The following is a 20147-nucleotide window of genomic DNA, read 5'->3' on the forward strand; positions in this document are numbered from 1 at the left end:
GTTATCATGTCGGAAATCACTCCCCAGCAGATCGTCGCTGAACTCGACAAACACATTATCGGCCAGGCGGAAGCCAAACGGGCCGTGGCCATTGCCCTGCGTAACCGCTGGCGGCGATCCCAGGTGCCTGAGGATCTGCGTAACGAGATCACCCCAAAAAACATCCTCATGATCGGCCCCACCGGCGTGGGCAAGACCGAGATCGCCCGCCGTCTGGCAAATCTGGCAAACGCCCCATTCATAAAGGTCGAGGCGACAAAATTTACTGAGGTTGGTTACGTTGGACGCGAAGTTGACTCCATCATTCGCGATCTTGCCGATTCCGCGGTAAAAATGGTACGCGAAACCGAGATGGAAAAAGAGGCGGACGCCGCCCACCACGCCGCAGAAGAGCGCATTCTCGACGCCCTGCTGCCCGCTCCCAAGTCGAGTGACTGGGGTGATGACAACGACTCCGACGGCGGCATCTCCAGCACCACCCGTGAACGATTCCGGCACAAGATCCGTAGCGGCGAAATGGATGATAAGGAGATAGAGATCGAGGTCAACGCCTCGCCCATGGGGGTTGAGATCATGGCGCCACCCGGTATGGAGGAGATGACCAATCAACTGCAGGGCATGTTCTCCAACATGAGTTCCGGCCGCACCCGGCGGCGCAAACTGCGCATCAAGGACGCCTTCAAGATATTGCAGGACGAAGAGGCGCAGAAGCGGATCAACGAAGAGGATCTCAAACTGCGCGCCCTCGACACGGTGGAACAACAGGGCATAGTCTTTATCGACGAACTGGACAAGGTGGCCAGCCGCTCCGACCATGGCGGCGCCGATGTCTCCCGTGAGGGGGTGCAACGCGACCTGCTGCCACTGGTGGAAGGATGCACCGTCTCCACCAAACACGGCATGGTGAAGACCGACCACATCCTCTTTATCGCCTCAGGCGCCTTCCATCTCTCCAAGCCCTCCGACCTGATCCCGGAACTGCAGGGACGTCTGCCGATCCGCGTGGAACTGGGAGCTTTGAGCACCGAAGACTTCACCCGCATACTGACCGAACCGGACGCCTCACTGACCGAGCAATACCAAGCACTGATGGCCACCGAGCAGGTGAAGCTGGAGTTCACCCCGGACGGCATTCAACGCATCGCCGAGACCGCATGGCAGGTCAATGAGCGTACCGAAAATATCGGCGCACGACGCCTGCACACGGTGATGGAACGCCTGCTGGAGACGATCTCCTTCGAAGCGACCGAGCATACCGGTGAGCACTTTACTGTCGACGCGGCCTATGTTGATGCACATCTGGCAGAACTTGCGGCGGACGATGACCTGAGTCAGTACATCCTCTAAAAGCCCATGCTGAATGCCGCTGCGAAACAGAGACCGGGTGCCGGTTCCGCTGCGCTTGAACCGGCCGACTCCAGAACAGACTGCATGAGCATCCAGAACGCAGTAACCCAGCAATTAATTAAGATTGTAGATCAAAGGATGCACCAACCCGCTTTGCTGCCGGGTTTCTGCCGTCAGGCAACGGCATAAAATTGCATCTTTAAATCAAGTTTAGAGAGAGAAGCGAGATGTCCCATCCCAATCCCACCGAGATCCATCTGCACCGTCAGTCCAAGATCCTTGAGATAACCTTCGACGACGGCAACAAATTTGCCCTTCCGGCAGAGTATCTGCGAGTCTTCTCCCCCTCCGCCGAAGTACAGGGTCACGGGCCGGGCCAGGAGGTCTTGCAGACCGGCAAGGAAGAGGTGAACATTCTCCATATCGACCCTGTGGGAAATTATGCCGTCTGCCTCCATTTCGACGACGAACACAACACCGGCATCTACTCCTGGGAAACCCTCTACAAACTGGGGGCCAACCAAAATGCCAACTGGAAGGGTTACCTGGCAAGGCTTGAAGCCGCGGGTTATCAACGTAAATCGCTGGCAAACTGAGAAAAACCACGATGTGGGATGTGGTGAGGTACGAACCGCATCCTACGCAACAGGCATACGCAACATGAGTGACGACAAGACCACACATTTCGGCTATGAAGAGGTGAATGTCGAAGAGAAGGCGGGGCGGGTGCGCGCCGTCTTCGATTCGGTCGCCAACAAGTATGACCTGATGAATGACCTGATGTCCTTCGGGGTCCATCGCCTGTGGAAGCGTCACACTATTGAGCTCTCCGGCGTGCGCAGCGGCAATCGGGTACTCGATCTCGCCGCCGGCACCGGTGACCTCTCCGCCCGCTTCAGCGGACTGGTGGGACCTGCTGGACAGGTGGTCTTTACCGACATCAATGCCGCCATGCTGGAGCAGGGCCGTGAGCGCATGCTGGACGAGGGGCGTGTCGGCAACCTGCATTACGCCCAGGTCGACGCCCAATATCTGCCCTTCCCCGACAACCACTTCGACTGCGTTACCATCGCTTTCGGGCTGCGCAACGTCACCGACAAACAGAAGGCGCTGGACGCCATCTTCAGAGTTATCCGCCCCGGCGGTCGCATGCTGGTGCTGGAGTTCTCCAAGCCGACCATCAAGCCGCTGGAGAAGATCTACGACTTCTACTCCTTCTCCCTGCTGCCCAAGATAGGCAAGCTGGTAACCAACGACGAGGATAGCTACCGCTATCTGGCGGAGTCGATTCGCATGCATCCCGACCAGGAGACCCTGAAGGGGATGATGGAACATGCCGGTTTCGAGCGGTGCGACTACTTCAACGAGACCGGCGGCGTGGTGGCGATCCATCGGGGTTATAAGCTTTGATCGAACATGACTGTTAGCGCCGCTGCCTTCGCCACTCTTGAACAGCTGATCAACCAGGCCATCCGGCTCGACCCGGAGGCGCCGACACGCCTGGAGTCCATGTATGGACAGGTCATCCGGCTCGACCTGCTGGGACTTGGTCTGTCACTCTACCTGATCCCGGAACCCGGCGGCATACAGCTGCTGAGTGACTTCGAAGGAGAACCGGACTGCACCCTGCGTGGCACTCCCCTCGATCTGGCCGCCATGCGCGGTAAGCGTAAAAGCGCCGATCAGCTTTTCAGCGGTGCGGTAGAGATCGAAGGCGATTCTGCCCTGGCCCACCGTTTCGGCGACTTCCTCTCCGCACTCGATATCGACTGGGAGGAGCAGCTCTCACATCTCACCGGCGATCTCATCGCCCATGAAGTGGGCAATGCCGCCCGCAGATTGTTTGGCTGGGGGAAGAGGTTGCGCCGAACCTCCGGGCAGAATCTGCAGGAGTATCTGCAGGAGGAGCTGCGTCTGCTGCCCAACCGCTACGAAATTGAGCCGTTCCTGGCAGGCGTCGACACCCTGCGCGATGATGTGGAACGTCTGGCAGCCAGACTGCAGCGCCTGCGCGACAAGGCGGATTCATGATCCGCCCCTCCCAGGCACTCCGGCTCGCACATATCAATCTGGTGCTGTTGCGTCACGGTCTCGACGAGGTGGTGCTGGCCACCCACCTTTTTCGCCCGCTCCGCTTCCTCATCTATCTATCGCCCTGGTACTGGCTTCGGCGCGATCGAGGCACCTATCCAGAGCGCATCAGACGCGCACTGGAAGATCTCGGCCCCATCTTCATCAAGTTTGGGCAGATACTCTCCACCCGGCGTGACTTGCTGCCGGACGACCTTGCCAATGAGCTGGCAAAATTGCAGGACCGCGTGCCGCCGTTTCCCGGAGACCAGGCCCGGGTCATCATCGAGAAGGCTTACGGCCAGCCCGTTGGCGAACTGCTCGACGCCTTCGACGAGCAACCGCTCGCCTCCGCCTCCGTCGCCCAGGTCCATACTGCACAGCTGAAGGATGGCACGGCAGTGGTGGTGAAGGTACTGCGCCCCGGGATCGAGAAGATCATCCGCCGCGACGTGGATCTGCTCTTCACCATCGCCCGCCTGGCAGAGAAATACTGGAAAGAGGGGCGCCGCCTGCGACCGGTGGAGGTGATCGAGGAGTATGAGAAGACCATCTTCGATGAACTCGACCTGATGCGTGAGGCCGCCAACGCCTCCCAGCTCCGGCGCAACTTTCTCGACAGCAAGGTGCTCTACGTGCCCGAAATCTACTGGGATCTTGCGCGTCAGAATGTACTGGTCATGGAACGCATCCGCGGCACACCCGTGGGTAACGTGGAGGAACTTCGACGTCAGGGCATCAGCATGAAACTGCTGGGAGAACGCGGGGTTGAGATCTTCTTCACCCAGGTTTTCCAGTACAACTTTTTCCATGCCGACATGCATCCCGGCAACATCTTCGTGGAGCCCAACGGCCGCTATATCGCCGTCGATTTCGGCATCATGGGCACCCTCACCGAGGCCGACAAACGCTACCTTGCAGAGAACCTGCTGGCCTTCTTCAACCGCGACTACAAACGCGTTGCCGAACTGCACGTTCAGTCCGGCTGGGTGCCGAAAAGCACCCGGGTTGAAGAGTTCGAGGCGGCAATCCGCACCGTCTGCGAACCGATCTTCGAGAAACCCCTGAGCGAAATCTCTTTCGGCCACTTCCTGCTGCGTCTGTTTCAGACCGCGCGCCGCTTCGACATGGAGGTGCAACCCCAGCTGGTGCTGCTGCAGAAAACCCTGCTCAACATCGAAGGTCTTGGGCGCATGCTCTACCCACAGCTCGACCTGTGGACCACCGCCAAGCCCTTTCTCGAACGCTGGATGAGCGAGCAGATCGGCCACCGTGCGCTGCTGCGCAAGATGAAGGAAAACCTGCCGTTTATCGTTGAGCATCTGCCCGATCTGCCGGTGCAGATCAACAAGATCGTGGAAGATGCCGCCGCCGGCCGCCTGGAAATAAAATGGAAGTCGGACGAACTGGTGCAGATGCAGCGGGTACTGCGACAGAACCATCGCAGCACTGTCTCTGTCATCTCAGGCAGCGCCATGCTGCTCAGCGGCTCACTGCTGCTGGTATTCGGTAGCGGCGCACTCATTCCCGCCGCGGCAACCCTGCTTATCGGCAGCGGCCTGGGCATAGGCGGCGGCCTGGTCATCCTGCGTGGCTGGATAAGCTCTCTCAACTGACGAACCCGACAACCTACACTACCCAATCGCTCCCAGGCTTGCTCATCAATTCCAAAACAGGCAGTCCAGCAAAACTAAGTATCGAACAAATGCGTTACTGTTCCCGGCTCATTGTCGCTCTGCCTAAACCTTGGATCGCTAAGGAATCACACAGATGGAACTAGATACCAATTCACCAAAAAGCGGGGGCATCCTGTTCACAGCATTGATCAAACGAAAAAAGCTATTTGCCATCTCCCTCGTTACGCTGACTTTAGTGGGACTTCCATGGGCTATATCAACGCCTAAACTTCACTTTTACAAGGCTACATTCATGATCGGACAGGCTGGGAGAACCGTCACCCTGAAAAATGAACCATACTATGTGAACATCATTCACGGAAGCCGTCAGGACAGTGCCCAGGCCGTCGTATCGCTACTTGAAGAGGTCATTATTCCAGAGCTAGCGGAGCAATCGCCAGAGGTAAATGGGATTACTATCAGCCTGAGACTAACCAACCACCCCCGACTAATCGCACTAAAAACTCGCATCGCGGAAAGCGAAACAAAAACCACGGCCATACTCTATGAAGTGATACTGGAGAAATTGGTCTCACAGCAATCAGTGAAGTACTTTGCCACCCAGAAAAAGTTGCTGAATCCTCCTCCTTAGATAGAATTGCATCTGCTCGTTACGCGGTACGATAGACAACAGTGTACTTGTTCCGCCACGGTTACCTGAGCAACCGGCGGAGCCTACAGGCTCAAGCCGCCCAGATATCCCGGTTGTACTCTTCCATTGTCCTGTCGGTGGAGAAGTGACCGCTCTTCGCGGTATTGATGATGCTCATGCGCACCCACTCATCCTGATCCTGATAGGCCAGGGCCGCCTCCTCCTGAGCATCGACATAACTGCGAAAATCCTGCAAATTTCGTCCAGGATCATAGGGACCGCGTAATGACTCGATGATAGTGCTCGAAGAAACCGGTCAAACTGATTGTGCTTCAGCTGCTATCCAGCAGCTTCATCACCTTCAGAAATGCAGATCCTTGTCGATGATGGCATTGGGATCGTAGTGGCGCCGCCTCGCCTCCACGTCGATGGTGGTCAGGCCGAAGAGGAAGAAATTTTGATACCCACCTCTTCGAGGATCTCGATATTGGCGCCATCCAGAGTACCGATGGTCACGGCGCCGTTCATCATGAATTTCATGTTACCGGTACCCGAGGCCTCCTTACCTGCCGTCGAGATCTGCTCCGACAGATCGGCAGCTGGCGCTATGACCTCCATCGCCGAGACCCGGTAGTTGGGCAGAAACGCGAGCTTCAGCCGATCACCCACGTCCGGATCGTTATTGACCACCCAGGCCACACTGTTGGCCAGTTTGATGATCAGCTTCGCCATCTGGTAACCGGGCGCCGCCTTGCCGCCGATCAACACACAGCGATTGGTCCAGTTCTCCGTATCGCCCGATTTGATGCGATTGTAGAGGTGGATGACGTGCAGAATATTGAGCAGCTGGCGCTTGTATTCGTGGATGCGTTTGACCTGCACGTCAAACATGGCTTCGGTGTTGAACACCACATCGCAGTCGGCCTTCACCATCTGGGCCAACCGTCCCTTATTCTCCTGCTTGATGTTGTGCCAGAGACGCCGAAAGGTGCGGCTCTCAGCCTTTTCCGCCAACTGCTCCAGGTTTGGCAGGTGAGAGATCCAGCCATTGCCGATGGTTGCATCGATCAGATCACGCAGACCGGGATTACAGGCCGCCAGCCAGCGGCGGGGGGTCACGCCGTTGGTCTTGTTGTTGAAACGCTGCGGCCACATTTCGTAGAAATCCTGAAACAAGCCCTCTTTCAGCAATTGCGTATGGAGTGCGGCCACGCCATTCACTGAAAAACTGCCCACCAGCGCCAGATAGGCCATGCGCACCATCGGCTCATGACCCTCCTCGATGATCGACATACGGCGCAGACGGTCAGTATCTCCGGGCCAGTGCTGGGCCACCTGGGTAAGAAACCGGGCGTTGATCTCGTAGATGATCTCCAGCAGACGGGGCAAAAGCTGGTCGAAGAGCCGCACCGGCCACCGCTCCAGAGCCTCCGGCAACAAAGTGTGGTTGGTATAGGCCATGGTGGACGAGACAATCGTCCAGGCCTCATCCCACAGCATCCCATGTTCGTCCATCAACTGACGCAGCAATTCGGCAACCGAGATACTGGGATGGGTGTCGTTGAGCTGGAAACAGTTCTTCTCGGCAAATCTGGTGAAATCAGCATGGTTCTCCCGCCACTCCCGCATCACGTCCTTGATGCTCGCTGAGGCGAGGAAATACTGTTGTCGCAGGCGCAACTCCTTGCCATTTTCGCTCGCATCGTTGGGGTAGAGCACCATGGTGATGTTTTCGGCGGAGTTCTTCGCCGCCACGGCTTCCGTGTAACCTCCTGCATTGAACTCCTCCAGGTCGAACTCATCGGTGGCTGCCGACTTCCAGAGGCGCAGGGTATTGACCGTACCATTGCGAAAACCGGGTATCGGGATGTCGTAGGGCACCGCCAGCACATCGTGGGTATCGACCCAGCTGACCCGTTCGTGACCATTCGCATCCGTGTGATGCTCAGTACGCCCGCCGAACTGGATCCGTTGAAAATACTCAGGACGTTCCAGCTCCCAGGGATTGCCGTCCCGCAGCCAGTGGTCCGGGTCCTCAACCTGCTGCCCGTTGGAGATATGCTGACGGAACATGCCGTATTCATATCGGAGGCCATAACCACGCACCGGCAGTTGCAGGGTGGCGCAGCTGTCGAGGAAACAGGCCGCCAGGCGACCCAGACCCCCGTTACCGAGACCGGCATCCGGCTCACTCTCCCGAATATCCTCGAGTGTCAGACCCAGGTCGTAGATGGCTGCACTGACTTCATCTTCGATCCCCAGATTGAGCATGGTATTGCCCAGCGCCCGCCCCATAAGAAACTCCAGGGAGAGATAGAAAGTCCGCCTGCAGTCGGTATCCTCATAGACACGACGCGTGTTTTTCCAGCGCTCGATGAGGCGGTCACGCATGGCAAGGGCCAGTGCCTTGTAGGGATAGTGGCTCGATGTGCAGTGATCGTCACGCCCCAGGGTATGAGCGAAATAGCGCCTGAAATCGTCGGAGATCGACCCCTGATCCATCCCCAACGGAGGCAATTCAACCAACTTTCTATTCTCTGGATCGCATTTATTCTTAGTAGCGCGCTGCTCGTTTCTCTTGGCAGTCATGGATCTGGCTCACCCGATTCTAATTGGGAAAAACCCTCATTATGCCGTTGGTGGGCTGGTCAATGCTAGTTAGTGTCCGCTCGGAAACCCATTTCTAATCACAAAGAACACGAAGCACGCGAAGGTAAGAGATTGATTAACCATAAATTTTCTTCGTGTACTTCGTGCGCTTCGTGGTCAAAACAGTGTTTCATTTATTGCCATCAATTAAAAAACATTATCACTCATCCCCATCGTCCCCGGCACATCGACATGACCGGTATCCGCCAAACGGATCTTCAACGAGAGATTATTTCGGGAATCGGCGTGGCTCAACGCCTCTTCCAGGGTGATCTTGCCTTCCTGGTAAAGTTTGTAGAGCGACTGATCGAAGGTCTGCATGCCACGCTCAGTACCCTGTTCCATCACCTCCTTGATGGCATGAATATCCCCTTTCTTGATCAATTCCGAGATATAGGTGGTCAACAGCAGAATCTCCACCGCGGGCAGCCGTTGGCCATTTTTCCCTTTCACCAGGCGCTGTGAAATGACCGCCCTGAGATTGAGGGAGAGATCCATATAGAGTTGTCGCTGCGCAGTATCGGAAAAGAAATTGATGATGCGGTCCAGTGCCTGATTGGCGTTGTTGGCATGTAGCGTGGAAAGGCAGAGATGGCCGGTTTCAGCATAGGCAATGGCATGCTGCATGGTGGACATCTCCCGAATCTCACCGATGAGGATGACATCCGGCGCCTCGCGCATGGCATTCTTCAGAGCATTTTCGTAGGAGAGGGTATCGATCCCCACCTCCCGCTGATCCACCACCGACTTTTTGTGGGTGTAGAGATACTCAATGGGATCTTCGATGGTGAGAATATGGCCGGTCTTGGTCTGATTGCGATACTCTATCATCGACGCCAGCGTGGTGGACTTGCCCGATCCGGTGGACCCCGCCACCAGGATCAGACCCCGAGGTTCCATGATCAGATCCTTCAAAATAGGCGGCAGATTAAGTTTCTCCACCGGCGGGATCACGCCCTTGATGTAGCGAATCACCATCGCCGCATCACCACGCTGCTTGAATACGTTGACGCGAAATCTCCCCAGCTTGCTGATGGAGATTGCCAGATTACATTCGTAGGTTGCCTCAAACTCCTTGATCTGGTCGTCACTCATGATGGCGTAGGCCAGCTTGCGCACCTGCCCCGGTTGAAGCGCCGACGAGCCAACCGGACGAGTCTCACCCTCGGCCTTGAGATTGGGTGGCGCACCAGTGCTGAAAAAAATATCGGATGCATTTTTCTGCACCATCAATTTTAGATAGGGCACGATATCCATGGAGTTTTCCTCATTGCAGCGCACCATTTGGCAATTTGCCGGTACGCCTTGATATAATTGATCTAACCGGTTAGCGGCAGCTGCCACCGGGAATTAAGGGCGACAATGTTAAAAATAGAGGAATTTTCTTCTTCGTGATGAAAACTGTGACCCAAGCAATTCTATCCGGGCTGATGATCTACCCGGTCAAATCACTGGCAGGCATCGAATTGCGCCAGAGCGAGGTCGACCGTTTTGGACTCCGGCACGACCGGCGCTGGATGGTGGTAAACGCTGCCGGAAAATTCCTGAGCCAGCGGGAACTGCCGCAAATGGCCCTGATCCGGCAGACACTAAGTGCTGATGGATTGACGCTCTCCACCAGCGGCAAACCCGACCTGCACCTGCCACTCACTCCCCGAGAGACCCATCGGATCGAGGTGGATGTCTGGCATGACCACTGCCACGCCATCCCCTGCGCCTCAGAGGCCGACACCTGGCTCAGTGAGGCACTGGGACAGCCCTGCCGGTTGGTCTATTTCCCGGACGGGGAGGAGCGCCCGGTCGATCTGGAATACGCTGAATCCCAGGACCGCACCGCCTTCTCCGATGGTTTTCCCCTGCTGTTGATATCAGAGGCATCGCTGGAGGACCTCAATGCACGCCTCGAACAGAAACTGCCGATCTCCCGTTTTCGGCCCAACCTGATCGTCAGTGGCTGCAACGCCTATGCCGAGGACAACTGGCGCCAGATCCGCATCGGCGAACTCGATTGCCGTGTGGTCAAGCCCTGCTCCCGCTGCACCATCACCACGGTGGATCCGAAGACGGCGCAACGAGGTCCGGAGAGCCGCTAAAAACACTGGCAGGTTACCGCAGGCAGGGAAACAAGGTCTTCTTTGGCCAGAACCTGCTGCATAATGGGCCAGGATTCCTGGAGGCAGGCATGCGCGTAGATATTCTGGATAAAACAGATGGATAGCACAGCAGTCATTCGCATCACCGAAAACTGGGTTCGTGACGTAGTGGTGGGACTCAACCTCTGCCCCTTTGCATCTGTGCCGCTACAGGCCGGACTCATCCGCTTCAGCGTCTGCACCGGACAAACCCCCGAGGAGATCTACCGCGCCCTGCTGTCAGAGATGGAGACACTGGCAAATCTGCCTGAGACGGAAGTCGAGACCGGACTCTTCATCGCACCGCAGGGAGTGGGCGCTTTCGACGACTACCTTGAGCTGCTCTATTCGGCTGATGAAGCCATAGTGAAAGCAGGTCTGGGCGGCGTCCTGCAACTGGCCAGCTTTCATCCTGACTACTGCTTCGAGGGGTCCGAAGAGGACGATCCGGCCAACTACACCAATCGCTCACCCTTTCCTATGTTCCACCTGATCCGGGAAGCGCCGATGGCCCGCGCACTGAAGCGCTATCCCAATCCGGAGCAGATTCCAAAACGTAATGTAGAGAAGATGCGTGAACTGGGACTGGATGAGGTGCGGGATCAGTTGCAGCGCTGCCGGGAGAAAACGTAGTGAGGAACGAACGTAGCTTTATTTTGACCCAGGGCAGCGCCTTGTGCTTTACTGACTATCCTCATTCAACCTTGCGTACACTTTTCTCATCATCAACTCTTTCACGAAGCTCCCAAATGATTGGTCTTCCAATATCTTCTCAAATATCTCCTGATTTTGATCCATCCTTTCAATTAATTTATCAATGAACATCTCTTCAAAGGCATATTTAAAGGTGTCCAGTTTATTCACTTTTGCCTGAGTCTGGCAATGTTGTTATCTTCCGGCATCAATTCGAAAACTATCTGTTCAAAAAAGCAATACTGTCGACTTCCTCTGACTCTGTACCGGCTTGCTCATTTAATACATCAATGATTTCAGATAAAGCCGCCTTCTCTTCTTTCGCCCGTTTAATACCTGCTTCAGATAACCCATCTAACTCACCATTTTTACCTGTAACTAAATCAATTGAACCTTCCTTGATTTTTTGCAGGCGGTAATACTCCATTGCCACTTCATCAACCAGCTTCATGCTTTCAGACAAATCACGCTTAGGCAGTTTGGTTTGTAGCAATTTGGCGTAAAGCATGAGATTTCTCAAACTCGCTCGTTCGGTTATCTGCATTGAATAACACATTGACCATCAATTTAATCACTTCTCTGGGGGTAAAATGCTCTCCTGCGGTTTCATTGGATTGCTCTGAAAAACGGCGAATAAGGTCTTCAAACATGTAACCCATTTGCATGGTATCCATATCAGCAAGATCAATCTCGCCAAACTTTTTGACTACCTGAAACAATATATCTGCCCTGGGAACGTCCATGCGTTCGATCTGATCATCAAAACTGAAATATTCGATAATCTCACGAGCTGAAGCAGAATAGCCGTTGATATGATTGCGTAAATTAGCGGCAATATGGTTAGGATCAGCAATCAATTTAGCAAAATCAAATTGACTGCGATTGTGGAAGTTAAACCCTGCTATTTTGTTTAAGGTGAGATCTTTCGCGTGATCAGAGAGTTTTTCTACTTTAGGTAGAGTATCCAGCACTTTTTGTTTGCTCGGTGCCAATACGCAATCCAGACGACGCAAAACTGTTAAGGGCAAGATGACCTTGCCATAGTCCGACTGCCTGTAGTCACCACGAAGCAGATCAGCCACGTCCCAGATTAAATTGGCTTTATCTTTAAAAAGTGTCATTTATTTTCCAATTGTTGATTATTTTTGTGGTACATAACATCGTTGATATCGCGATGGCTGGTGCCTGATCCGCTGCGCTTGATCAGGCCTACGGGCTTTTCTGACTCGAGATTCTGAGTTCAAGCCATCCTGAAAAAATGAAGAGCGATCATGGTGCGCGTAGCGCACCCTGCGTTCGTCTCAATTAGAGAAACCACACCCCATGTCTACCATCACCACGAACTCCGAAACTTGAGTTCTAATTATAGATCGCCGTTACCCGCCAGTTCCAATTCTCCAGGGTGAGACGAGCGTGCACCGGGTCGTCTGCCAAATCGCCGATGCGAAGCAACAGGCTGTCCGGACCATCGAAGAAGGCATAGTCGAGTTGCTGCAGAAAACCGCCTTTACGCTTGTCCGAATTGTGCGCGCGTAATTGCAACAGCGCCCAGTCAAGGTCGACCAGATGTTCCACCGCATTGCTTCCAAGCGTTTGGATACCTTTTTGCAGCCAGTCGACAAATTCATTGGAGACCTCCCCAACGCCACTCTCCAGGTCTTTATTCATCTTGCGTTTTATCTGCTCGCGGATGGAGCGGATATCCACCAGACCGGCAAAGGCCTCACGATCACTCTCCTGCATCGTCCGATCCAACTGATAGACCACCGTATAAGGCCAGACGACATAAGCGACAAGCAGTAGAAAGAGGAAAAACAGCAGACTTTTCATATCGGGGTACCAGAAAACAATAGTTATTAGTGCGATCCGCAGGTCGGGTTACGTCGCACACAAAATACGGTGGCAGATTTAGCCGATTTCGGACTGCGCGGTTTCGAGCGCCTCGCCCGCCTCCAGCCATGCCTCTTCGGTGTCTGATAACAACGCATCGACCTCCGCCTTCTCCGCCAGCCGTCTGCGCATCTCATCCTTGCGATCATCCTGATAGAGTCCCGTATCGGCCAGAATCTCTTCCAAATCCTGTTGTTGTTGCTGACAACGCTCCATCTCCGTTTCGAGTTTTTTCAGCCTGTTGCGCAAGGGCTTTAGCTGCCTGCGCAACTCCGCCTCCTGTCGCTTGCGGTCCCGGCGTGTTTTGGCGGTATGCTCGCCATCCGCCAGCTGTTTTTCACTGCCGTTGGTCTGACGCCGCTGTTCCAACAACCAGGCCGGGTAGTCATCCAGATCACCGGCGAACTCCTCCACCCGTCCACCATGCACCAGCCAGAGCTGGTCGGTGGTGATGCGCAGCAGATGGCGGTCATGCGAGACGATCACCATCGCGCCAACAAACTCCTGCAGCGCCAAGCCCAGTGCATGACGCATCTCCAGATCGAGATGGTTGGTCGGCTCATCGAGCAGCAGCAGGTTGGGGCGCTGATAGACCAGCAATGCCAGCACCAGGCGCGCCTTCTCGCCGCCGGAAAAGGGCGCCACCTTCTCCATGGCGCGATCCCCCCGAAAACCGAAACCGCCAACAAAATCCCGCAGACGCTGCTCAGATGCCAGTGGGTCGAGCCGCTCCAGGTGCAACAGTGGACTCGCCTCAGGGTCTAGCTGTTCGACCTGGTGCTGGGCGAAATAGCCGATACGCAAATCCTGAGCAGGATGCCTGCCCCCCGCCAGCGGTTCGAGTGACCCGGCAAGCAGTTTGATCAGGGTGGATTTACCTGCCCCATTGGGACCCAGCAGGCCAATGCGGTCGCCAGGCTCGATCAACACGGTGGCCTTGCTGAATACCGGCGACGCATCATAACCCCCATCCACCTGCTCCAGCTGCAACAGCGGATGCGGATTCTTCTCCGGCTCAAGGAAGCTGAAATGAAACTGCGAGTCGACGTGGGCCGGCGCAATCAGTTCCATTCGCTCCAGCGCCTTCAGCCGGCTCTGGGCCTGGCGGGCCTTGGTTGCCTTGGCCCGGAACCGATCCACATAACTGCGAATATGGGCCACCTCCCGCTGCTGCTTTTCGTACTCCACCTGCTGGTTTGCCAGCCGGGCGGCCCGGGTCTGCTCAAAGGTGGCGTAGTTGCCGGTATAGAGCGCTGCCTGTTGTTGTTCGATGTGGACGATGTGGTCCGCCACCCGGTCGAGAAAATCCCGATCATGGGAGATCAGCAGCAAGGTGCCGGGATAGCTGCGCAGCCACTCCTCCAACCAGATCACCGCATCCAGATCCAGATGGTTGGTCGGCTCGTCCAACAGCAGCAGATCCGAGCGGCACATCAACGCCTGCGCCAGATTGAGACGCATCCGCCAGCCACCGGAGAAGCTGTTGACGGGGCGCTCCTCCTCGGCTGCGGTGAAACCGAGTCCGTGCATCAACTGTCCGGCCCGGCTGCGGGCGGTATATCCGCCTATCGCATGCAGCAGCTCATGCAGCCGCGCCTGGGCGCCACCATCGGCGGCTGATTCGGCCTCTGCCAATGCCTGCTCACATTTGCGCAGCTCACTGTCTCCGTCGATGACATACTCGATGGCAGGCCGGGCCAAAGAGGGTGTCTCCTGGGCAACATGGGCGATCTCCAGCTTGGGAGGCAGATGCAATTCACCCCCATCCGCCTGCAGTTGACCCAGGACCAGGCTGAACAGGCTCGATTTACCCGTGCCGTTACCACCCGTGATACCGGTTTTCCATCCAGTGTGAAGCGTAAACGAAGCATTCTCAAACAACAGTTTGATGCCACGACGCAGACTCAGTTTTTCAAAGCGCAACATGGATCCGGAGTTTACCAGAGAATCTTAGCCCCAGGGGTCGGAGTCGAGAGTGAGCATGCTGGGGAGTGGCATGAAGAGAGATAGCCGCGATGCGGGCAGGGTTGCTGCCTAGCCTAGCAGGGTCGCCCCCTCCCCCCTACTTTGGGGTAGCGCCAGGCAGCGCGCGGTCAAAACGCCGTAATCCAATCGCTTCACTCAGGTGAACCAACTGGATCTGCGCCTCCCCCTCCAGATCAGCGATGGTGCGGGCCACTTTCAAAATCCGGTGGTAGGCTCGCATGGAGAGTCCCAATCGCTCCATGGCGCGTTGTAACAGCTGCCGACCCGCCTCGTCCAGTGGAGCAAAACGATCCACCGCCACACCCTCCAGCGCCCGATTGGGTTTGCCTTGGCGCGCCTGTTGCAACTGCCGCGCCGCCACCACTCTGCGCCGTACCTGGGCACTCGATTCCGCCGCAGACGCCTGCGGTCGGGTGATCAGTTGAATATCCTGCCGGGGCACCTCCACATGCATATCGATGCGGTCGAGCAGGGGACCGGAGATACGCCCACGATAGCGGGCGATCTGTTCACTGCTGCAGCGGCAGCGGCTGGTGCCATCGCCAAGATGGCCGCAGGGACAGGGGTTCATCGCCGCAACCAGTTGGAAATGGGCAGGATACTCCGCTTGGCAACTGGCCCGCGAGATGGTGATCTGTCCCGTCTCCATCGGCTCCCGCAGCACCTCCAGCACCCGCCGCTCAAATTCCGGCAGCTCATCCAGAAAGAGTACACCGTGATGTGCCAGGGAGATCTCCCCCGGCTTGGGATTGCCTCCACCCCCCACCAGAGCCACCGCAGATGCAGTGTGGTGAGGTGCGCGAAACGGGCGCTGCCGCCACCGGGCCACCTCCAGCGTCCGGCCTGCCACGGATCGAATGGCCGCACTCTCCAGTGCCTCGCTCTCGGTCATCTCCGGCAGGATGCCAGGCAGACGGGTCGCCAACATCGATTTGCCGGTTCCCGGCGGGCCGAGATAGAGCAGCGAATGGGCGCCAGCCGCTGCGATCTCCAGGGCACGGCGGGCCTGGTGCTGTCCCTTGACATCCGCAAGGTCAGGCAGAGTGTCCACTATTGGCGTTTCATTGCCGGCCTCCCAGTGCGGAATCTTCTCCCGCCCATCCAGATGGGCGCAGACCTCCAGCAGGTGGGTCGCAGGGAGTGCCTGCCCACCCTGCACCAATGCCGCCTCAGCGATATTCTCCTGGGGCAGGATCAGACCGCGTCCGGCATCTCTGGCGGCCAGCGCCACCGGCAACACCCCTTTTATCGGCCTTAGCGCCCCGGAAAGTGCCAATTCACCGACAAACTCGTAATGATCGAGCCCTTCCAGCGACAACTGGCCCGAGGCGGCCAGGATCCCCAGCGCAATGGGCAGGTCGAAACGACCGCCCTCTTTGGACAGATCAGCAGGGGCCAGATTGATAATGATACGCCGGGCCGGAAACTCGAAATGGCTGTTGAGCAGCGCCCCGCGCACGCGGTCCTTGCTCTCCCGAACCGCCAGTTCAGGCAGGCCTACGATGGAGAGGCTGGGTAGACCGTTGGCGAGATGCACCTCGACGGTGACGAGCGGCGCCTTGATGCCCTCACGGGCGCGGCAATAGAGGATTGCGAGTGACATGGATGCCTTCCCTGGTATGCCGGTTAATTATTGAAGGGTAATCGATCCTGAAGCACCTAACTAGTGTCCAGCCGGAAACCCACATCTAACCACAAAGGACACGAAGAGCGCGAAGGTAAAAGATTGATTAACGATGAACTTTCTTCGTGTTCTTCGTGCGCTTCGTGGTGAAAACAGTGTCTCCGGACGGGCACTAACTAATAGTAGGCCGGTTCAAGCGTAGCGGAACCGGCAACCACGCATGGCCAGCCAGCCAAAACCGCCCAATCCGCTACGCTTGATCGTGCCTACGCTTTGGTGGGTTAACGGGCAGGGACTATTTCAGGCGTCCTTTGCTTCCAGCTCCCGGACGATTGTCTCCAGCCGATCGAGTTTCTCTCTGGTACGGATCAGCACAGCGCTCTGCACATCAAACTCCTCCCTTGTCACCAGATCGAGTTTGGCAAGTCCGGCTTCCAGGCTGGCACGCAGATTCTTCTTCAGATCATCCTGCAGGATCTGGATACTGCCCGGCACACTTCCGGCAAGCCGGTCGGCCAGATCATCAATGAATTTCGGGTCAAGCATAAAAGCACCTTAACGGGCAGTCAGGCGCTTGTCCAGCTTGGTTCAGCATATTGAAAAGTGAGTCATTATGGAAATGTAGCGTCTTGTCAGGCACCGACCAGCTCCAGCAACTCGCTGCTCAATGCTGAACAGACGGCCTCAAATTCTGTATCGAGCCGTTTCAATAAAAAGCTGGCGGTTTCCGTGCGTCCCTCTCTACCCAGAGTTTCCAGTTCCCGGCAGACCTTGGCCAATTGCGCTGCGCCCAGGTTGGCGCTACTCGACTTCAGGCTGTGGGCGGCCTCCAGCAAGGCAGTGGCATCACCTTGAGTAACCGCCTTGTGGACAGATTCCAGCAGGCCAGGCGAACTTTCGAGGTAAATATTGATCACCTTGCCCAGGATGCTGGGTAGCCCGGGTCGTTGCAGCGCACGGAGATTATCCAATGGTCTCCTCTGCAATACAGCTTCAACCTCATCGGGCGCACCCGTGTTACTGGGAACTGATTTGGTTTCCGCTACAGGGTTTTCCGGGTCGATATCCAGCCAGCGTGTCAGGATGGCCCGCAACTGTTGCTGCTCGAAGGGTTTACTCATGTACTCGTCCATCCCGGCAGCTTGGCACTGATCCTGTATCCCTTTCTGCACATTGGCTGTCAGCGCAACAATGGGCAGATGCCTCTTCTCTGTATCTGCTTTTCCCTGTTGACGTATCTCGGATGCTGCACTAAAACCATCCTTGACCGGCATATGACAGTCCAGCAGGATCAGGTCAAAGTCCGTGTTCAGCGTGGCATCTACAGCCTCCTGTCCATTCGATGCCACAGTTACCTGGCAGCCCATCAGCTCCAGCATCCCTTTGGCCACCTCCTGATTAACCGTATTGTCTTCGGCCAACAGGATTCGGGCGTTAAACAGGGCTGCATCCGTCTGTTTGGTGTTGCCGGACTCCGCATCATCGGCTGGGCGCGCAGGTGCGTTCATGACAGCAGTCAGACAGTTGAACAGCGCTTCCTGTCTGACGGGTTTGTTCAGATAGCGGTGGATGCCTACATCCACTGCCCTGGCGGCCTCTTCATCAAAAGCGGCCGAGCTGAGCATAACCATGTGAAGTGCCGGAATCGTCGGATCCGCCTGTATGCGGCGCGCCAATTCGATGCCATCCATATTCGGCATATGCCAGTCCAGCAGAATCATGTCGTAGCTTTCCTCTCTTTCTGCCGCCTGCTGCAGCATCTCCAGAGCCTTTATCCCGTTATCCGCACTGCCGTTGAGCATCCCCCAGTTGATGATCTGATTGTGCAGGATCTCCCGGTTGGTGGCATTGTCGTCCACGATCAACACCCGTTTACCTCTCAGTTCCCGGGTAAATTGCGGGCTCTCTTCCACCACTTCAGAACGTATCAGGGGCAGGGTAAACCGGAAGGTTGAGCCTCTACCCAGTTCACTCTCCACCTCCAGAGCGCCACCCAACAGTGTGACCAACCGGTGGGAGATGGCCAGACCAAGGCCAGTGCCACCAAAGTGCCGGGTGGTGGAACTATCCGCCTGGGAGAACGCATCAAATATCCCTGCCTGTTGCTCCCTGGTCATGCCGATGCCGGTGTCCGACACCTCAAAACGAAACCCCACCTTGTCATCTGTTTCATAGGTAATGTTCGTGCGCACCACCACTTCACCCACCTCAGTGAATTTGATGGCATTGCCGATCAGGTTCACCAACACCTGACGCAACCGATTCTCATCGCTTTTCACCATGAGCACCGGTTCGAGGGGCATCACCGGGGTCAGGTCGAGCCCTTTGTTGTGGGCACGTTCCGCCAGCAGCTCGGCAGTATCTTCCAGCAGGTTACGCAGATTGAAATCGTGGCTCTCCAGTTCCAGCTTGCCGGCTTCGATCTTGGAGAAGTCGAGGATGTCGTTAATGATCACCAGCAGCGAATCGCCTGATCGCCGAATGGTCTCAGCGAAGTGGCGCTGGCGGTCGTTCAGCTCACCTCCCAGCAGCAGTTCGGTCATGCCCAGCACGCCGTTCATCGGGGTGCGGATCTCGTGACTCATGGTGGCGAGGAACTCGCTCTTGGCCTGGCTGGCGGCCTCGGCCCCCTCTTTTGCTATCAATAGCGCTTTAGTGCGCTCCTCCACCCGCTGTTCAAGTGTCTGCTGGTACGCTTCAACCTCTTTTCGGGAGCGAGTCAGCTGTTTAACCATGCGGTTGAAGTTGTCCGCCAAGTGGTTCAATTCACCACCTGCCGTTACTGCCACCTGTTCATTCAGATATCCATCGGCTATCTCCTGAGTGGCTTGCACCAACTGAGCGACAGGACGGGTAATTCTTCGGGTGAGCAGCAGTGTCAGGAGGATTGCCACACCGACAATCAGCATAGTCACCCATATCGCTGACCAGAGAGCCTCTGTTGCCTGTTGCCGCATCAGATCAGTATTGACTACCAAGCGTACATAGCCCAGGAGTTCCCGCTTGGGGGACTTGGCTTCATCCTCCGTTAGAAATGCATCCAGTTCTGTGTTCTGTGTACTCATCACCGGTAAAAGGATCTTGATATACCTTCCATCAGTACTGGATACGCCCGTATCTTTGCCGTTTTGGCCGTCAACCTGCCAATCAGGGAATACCTCATGGGACGGATCCAACCACTTTTCTGCCAGTACCGTTTTATTCGGGCGCAACAGCCCCAGGTAGGTTGTCTCTTCATCACTTACGCTGGTGAGGATGGTTTTGAGGGTCTCTTCATCTTCAGCAAACAGGGCGTATTCGCTGAATTTGGCGATCAGTTCCACCGTCTCCATACCATGCGCCACCAGTGCTTCGAGACGGCTATGCTGCCCTCGCTCGACCTCATAGATTGTGACTGCCATAGCGGTAAGAAGCACCAGCAGGATCGAGAGCAGGTTGAATTTCGTTGTCAGACCAAAGCCTTTAGACTGCATCGCCGATTCCCTCCA

The 20147-nt window shown here is 56.2% G+C and carries 16 protein-coding genes and 1 pseudogene; 8 read left to right on the forward strand and 9 right to left on the reverse strand.

The window, feature by feature from the left end:
* The first annotated feature begins 6 nt into the window (after positions 1-6).
* The 6 genes from hslU to G9Q73_RS17550 all read left to right on the forward strand — a co-directional run bounded on the left by hslU (position 7) and on the right by G9Q73_RS17550 (position 5685).
* A complete protein-coding gene (hslU, locus tag G9Q73_RS17525; RefSeq protein ID WP_177420928.1) occupies positions 7-1347 on the forward strand; it encodes an ATP-dependent protease ATPase subunit HslU in 1341 nt (446 codons plus the stop codon).
* Between the two features lie 227 nt (positions 1348-1574).
* Positions 1575-1943 (forward strand): gamma-butyrobetaine hydroxylase family protein, encoded by a 369-nt coding sequence (locus G9Q73_RS17530; protein ID WP_177420929.1) that lies wholly within the window; start codon positions 1575-1577, stop codon positions 1941-1943.
* Between the two features lie 64 nt (positions 1944-2007).
* The gene (ubiE, locus tag G9Q73_RS17535) at positions 2008-2757 is read left to right on the forward strand and encodes a bifunctional demethylmenaquinone methyltransferase/2-methoxy-6-polyprenyl-1,4-benzoquinol methylase UbiE (protein WP_177420930.1); all 750 of its coding nucleotides are present in this window, start codon (positions 2008-2010) and stop codon (positions 2755-2757) included.
* A gap of 6 nt (positions 2758-2763) precedes the next feature.
* Entirely contained in the window at positions 2764-3378 is a 615-nt protein-coding gene (locus G9Q73_RS17540) for a ubiquinone biosynthesis accessory factor UbiJ (protein WP_177420931.1), read from the forward strand.
* Positions 3375-5033 carry a ubiquinone biosynthesis regulatory protein kinase UbiB gene (gene ubiB, locus G9Q73_RS17545; protein ID WP_177420932.1) on the forward strand — a complete coding sequence of 553 codons (1659 nt, stop codon included), beginning with the start codon at positions 3375-3377 and terminating at the stop codon, positions 5031-5033. The genes G9Q73_RS17540 and ubiB overlap by 4 nt, the downstream gene beginning before the upstream one ends.
* 154 nt (positions 5034-5187) lie before the next feature.
* Positions 5188-5685, forward strand: coding sequence for a hypothetical protein (locus G9Q73_RS17550; RefSeq protein WP_177420933.1), 498 nt, complete (start codon positions 5188-5190; stop codon positions 5683-5685).
* A gap of 91 nt (positions 5686-5776) precedes the next feature.
* Here G9Q73_RS17550 and G9Q73_RS17555 read toward each other — a convergent pair.
* Both G9Q73_RS17555 and G9Q73_RS17560 read right to left on the reverse strand, forming a co-directional pair.
* Positions 5777-8187: pseudogene (locus G9Q73_RS17555) on the reverse strand (glycogen/starch/alpha-glucan phosphorylase).
* Positions 8188-8481: 294 nt separating this feature from the next.
* Positions 8482-9591 (reverse strand): PilT/PilU family type 4a pilus ATPase, encoded by a 1110-nt coding sequence (locus G9Q73_RS17560; protein ID WP_177420934.1) that lies wholly within the window; start codon positions 9589-9591, stop codon positions 8482-8484.
* A 137-nt stretch (positions 9592-9728) separates the two neighbouring features.
* Between G9Q73_RS17560 and G9Q73_RS17565 the strand changes: the two genes are divergently transcribed.
* Both G9Q73_RS17565 and G9Q73_RS17570 read left to right on the forward strand, forming a co-directional pair.
* Positions 9729-10427, forward strand: a complete 699-nt coding sequence (locus G9Q73_RS17565) for an MOSC domain-containing protein (RefSeq protein ID WP_246345808.1) — start codon at positions 9729-9731, stop codon at positions 10425-10427.
* Positions 10428-10544: 117 nt separating this feature from the next.
* The gene (locus G9Q73_RS17570) at positions 10545-11099 is read left to right on the forward strand and encodes a DUF1415 domain-containing protein (protein WP_177420935.1); all 555 of its coding nucleotides are present in this window, start codon (positions 10545-10547) and stop codon (positions 11097-11099) included.
* Between the two features lie 280 nt (positions 11100-11379).
* Here G9Q73_RS17570 and G9Q73_RS19855 read toward each other — a convergent pair whose 3' ends face one another.
* The 7 genes from G9Q73_RS19855 to G9Q73_RS17605 all read right to left on the reverse strand — a co-directional run bounded on the left by G9Q73_RS19855 (position 11380) and on the right by G9Q73_RS17605 (position 20132).
* Positions 11380-11667: a hypothetical protein gene (locus tag G9Q73_RS19855; protein WP_246345371.1), complete on the reverse strand. Its 288-nt coding sequence runs from the start codon at positions 11665-11667 to the stop codon at positions 11380-11382.
* Complete coding sequence (locus tag G9Q73_RS17580) at positions 11630-12280, reverse strand: type I restriction-modification system subunit M N-terminal domain-containing protein (RefSeq protein WP_304956621.1); 651 nt, start codon at positions 12278-12280, stop codon at positions 11630-11632. The genes G9Q73_RS19855 and G9Q73_RS17580 overlap by 38 nt, the downstream gene beginning before the upstream one ends.
* A gap of 238 nt (positions 12281-12518) precedes the next feature.
* Complete coding sequence (locus G9Q73_RS17585) at positions 12519-12989, reverse strand: DUF2939 domain-containing protein (RefSeq protein WP_177420936.1); 471 nt, start codon at positions 12987-12989, stop codon at positions 12519-12521.
* A 78-nt stretch (positions 12990-13067) separates the two neighbouring features.
* On the reverse strand, positions 13068-14975 hold the full coding sequence (locus G9Q73_RS17590) for an ATP-binding cassette domain-containing protein (RefSeq protein ID WP_177420937.1): 1908 nt from the start codon (positions 14973-14975) through the stop codon (positions 13068-13070).
* A gap of 136 nt (positions 14976-15111) precedes the next feature.
* Positions 15112-16638, reverse strand: a complete 1527-nt coding sequence (locus G9Q73_RS17595; protein ID WP_177420938.1) for a YifB family Mg chelatase-like AAA ATPase — start codon at positions 16636-16638, stop codon at positions 15112-15114.
* Between the two features lie 321 nt (positions 16639-16959).
* Complete coding sequence (gene ubiK / locus G9Q73_RS17600) at positions 16960-17205, reverse strand: ubiquinone biosynthesis accessory factor UbiK (RefSeq protein WP_177420939.1); 246 nt, start codon at positions 17203-17205, stop codon at positions 16960-16962.
* 86 nt (positions 17206-17291) lie between these two features.
* Complete coding sequence (locus G9Q73_RS17605) at positions 17292-20132, reverse strand: response regulator (protein WP_177420940.1); 2841 nt, start codon at positions 20130-20132, stop codon at positions 17292-17294.
* Positions 20133-20147 lie beyond the last annotated feature (15 nt).

Origin of the sequence: endosymbiont of Lamellibrachia barhami, assembly GCF_011947365.2 — a bacterium.
Lineage (GTDB): Bacteria > Pseudomonadota > Gammaproteobacteria > Chromatiales > Chromatiaceae > QGON01.

Excerpts from the sequence above, each read along its gene's own strand:
- hslU (WP_177420928.1), top strand. The coding sequence starts at position 7 with ATGTCGGAAATCACTCCCCAGCAGATCGTCGCTGAACTCGACAAACAC.
- G9Q73_RS17530 (WP_177420929.1), top strand. The coding sequence starts at position 1,575 with ATGTCCCATCCCAATCCCACCGAGATCCATCTGCACCGTCAGTCCAAG.
- ubiE (WP_177420930.1), top strand. The coding sequence starts at position 2,008 with ATGAGTGACGACAAGACCACACATTTCGGCTATGAAGAGGTGAATGTC.
- G9Q73_RS17540 (WP_177420931.1), top strand. The coding sequence starts at position 2,764 with ATGACTGTTAGCGCCGCTGCCTTCGCCACTCTTGAACAGCTGATCAAC.
- ubiB (WP_177420932.1), top strand. The coding sequence starts at position 3,375 with ATGATCCGCCCCTCCCAGGCACTCCGGCTCGCACATATCAATCTGGTG.
- G9Q73_RS17550 (WP_177420933.1), top strand. The coding sequence starts at position 5,188 with ATGGAACTAGATACCAATTCACCAAAAAGCGGGGGCATCCTGTTCACA.
- G9Q73_RS17560 (WP_177420934.1), bottom strand. The coding sequence starts at position 9,591 with ATGGATATCGTGCCCTATCTAAAATTGATGGTGCAGAAAAATGCATCC.
- G9Q73_RS17565 (WP_246345808.1), top strand. The coding sequence starts at position 9,729 with ATGAAAACTGTGACCCAAGCAATTCTATCCGGGCTGATGATCTACCCG.
- G9Q73_RS17570 (WP_177420935.1), top strand. The coding sequence starts at position 10,545 with ATGGATAGCACAGCAGTCATTCGCATCACCGAAAACTGGGTTCGTGAC.
- G9Q73_RS19855 (WP_246345371.1), bottom strand. The coding sequence starts at position 11,667 with ATGCTTTACGCCAAATTGCTACAAACCAAACTGCCTAAGCGTGATTTG.
- G9Q73_RS17580 (WP_304956621.1), bottom strand. The coding sequence starts at position 12,280 with ATGACACTTTTTAAAGATAAAGCCAATTTAATCTGGGACGTGGCTGAT.
- G9Q73_RS17585 (WP_177420936.1), bottom strand. The coding sequence starts at position 12,989 with ATGAAAAGTCTGCTGTTTTTCCTCTTTCTACTGCTTGTCGCTTATGTC.
- G9Q73_RS17590 (WP_177420937.1), bottom strand. The coding sequence starts at position 14,975 with ATGTTGCGCTTTGAAAAACTGAGTCTGCGTCGTGGCATCAAACTGTTG.
- G9Q73_RS17595 (WP_177420938.1), bottom strand. The coding sequence starts at position 16,638 with ATGTCACTCGCAATCCTCTATTGCCGCGCCCGTGAGGGCATCAAGGCG.
- ubiK (WP_177420939.1), bottom strand. The coding sequence starts at position 17,205 with ATGCTTGACCCGAAATTCATTGATGATCTGGCCGACCGGCTTGCCGGA.
- G9Q73_RS17605 (WP_177420940.1), bottom strand. The coding sequence starts at position 20,132 with ATGCAGTCTAAAGGCTTTGGTCTGACAACGAAATTCAACCTGCTCTCG.